Below are 1,479 nucleotides of genomic sequence, written 5' to 3'. Positions count from 1 at the left end.
ATTTGCGGTGCGTAACCACGTAGGTCTGGCGGTAACATATTCTCATCGCTTTTCAACGAAATGCCAGAAAAATGGAAAGAGTCGAAAATAGAGGATTCAGTATCGTATTGACCTATAGTTAGTTTTGCATTCATTGCTGGGATTGGGCGAAACAAATAAATACGCGGAAAATCCAGGTTGGTCGCTTGGCTTTTGCCATTGTTAAATGACTGATCGTACTGGTAATCAGTACGCAGGCGCCAGGCCCCAAGATTAACCCCAGCCTGCCCATAGGAACTTATATTTTGTGAATTATCGCCCTGATGTGGTGCATAATGAGAGGCATATAAATTGTAGTCAAGAAATGCCCCAGCAATACCATGATCCCAAAGTTCAGGAGGCGTCCAGTTTGCATCTTTGTATTTTAACCATGCCTGAGGTGCAGATATGGATAATTGCATTTTCCCTTTATCGAGATAAGTTGTAATTTGTTTTTCTTTTTCGATAGGGTAACAACCATCGATCAGGTTTTGCTGAGCCTCTTCAATAATCTCATCAGTAAAGCCTAATAATGTTAATTGCTCTGGAGTCAGACAAACTGCAGTTTGGTTATCAATTAATACCCATTGCAGGTCCAGATGGATTGGCGTCCTTTTATTATTAATAAGAGCGTTTAATGAGTATTTACCTACGGGTAATTGGCCATCAGTTTCAAATTGGGAAAGGTTAACGTTTTCACGATCTTCGGCTTCGATTAAATCTTTGTTGAATTCAACGGCATAAGCTGACGCACAACCAATGATGAGAACGGATAATGAACAATAAATATTTTTAATCAATTCGCTTATTGTGGTTAATTTTAATTTTTTATACATCTGTTCCACTTATCATTAATCCGTTAATGATGTGGCCGGGCGACCCCGGCCTAATGTGATTACTCGTAAGCAATCTTATAGTCAGGCTGAGCGTAAACGTTGCCCGGGGTAGCATCTTTGCCCGGGGATTCCATACGAGCTTTGAAGTTCAGTTCCTGATAGCTGTTAGTATTGTTGAATGTAATTACTACCGGGGTACCTAAAGTCACTTCGCCGCTCTGGCTATCCAGAATACGTACGCCAACGCCTGTGGCACCACCGATTTCAGTTTCTTTGGTGTTTTTCAGCAGGTCAGTCTGACCCGTCATAGTATTCGCTGTGGTGAAAGTAACCTTCGCTTTTGAATAAGTGGTTCCACCCTGGCTCAACATGCAGTCTTGCAGGTGAATAGTGAAAGGTTCAGCCAAAGATTTCTGATCGCTTTTCAGTACGGTATCTGCTACTTCACCCAGATTTACAGTTAAATCTTCGTCACCTGGTTTAATAGAACATGGAGCAGAGATAACTTCACCTTTAAATTTAACAATACCGTGACCTTCATCAGCAAACACGTTATTGGAAAGAATCATTGCTACACCAGCAACAAGAAGTGACTTTTTAAAAGCAGACATAATATTCCTTTATA

The 1,479-nt window shown here is 40.9% G+C and carries 2 protein-coding genes; both read right to left on the bottom strand.

The features are described from left to right. Positions 1-854, bottom strand: an 854-nt coding sequence (locus ACUU1M_RS20150) for a FimD/PapC N-terminal domain-containing protein (protein WP_449144780.1), incomplete at its 3' end; no start/stop codon positions are given. Between the two features lie 59 nt (positions 855-913). Next, complete coding sequence (locus ACUU1M_RS20145; RefSeq protein ID WP_001272148.1) at positions 914-1,465, bottom strand: fimbrial-like protein; 552 nt, start codon at positions 1,463-1,465, stop codon at positions 914-916. Positions 1,466-1,479 lie beyond the last annotated feature (14 nt).

Source organism: Shigella sp. SIG6 (assembly GCF_053555815.1).
This window is presented reverse-complemented; position numbering and strand designations above follow the sequence as displayed.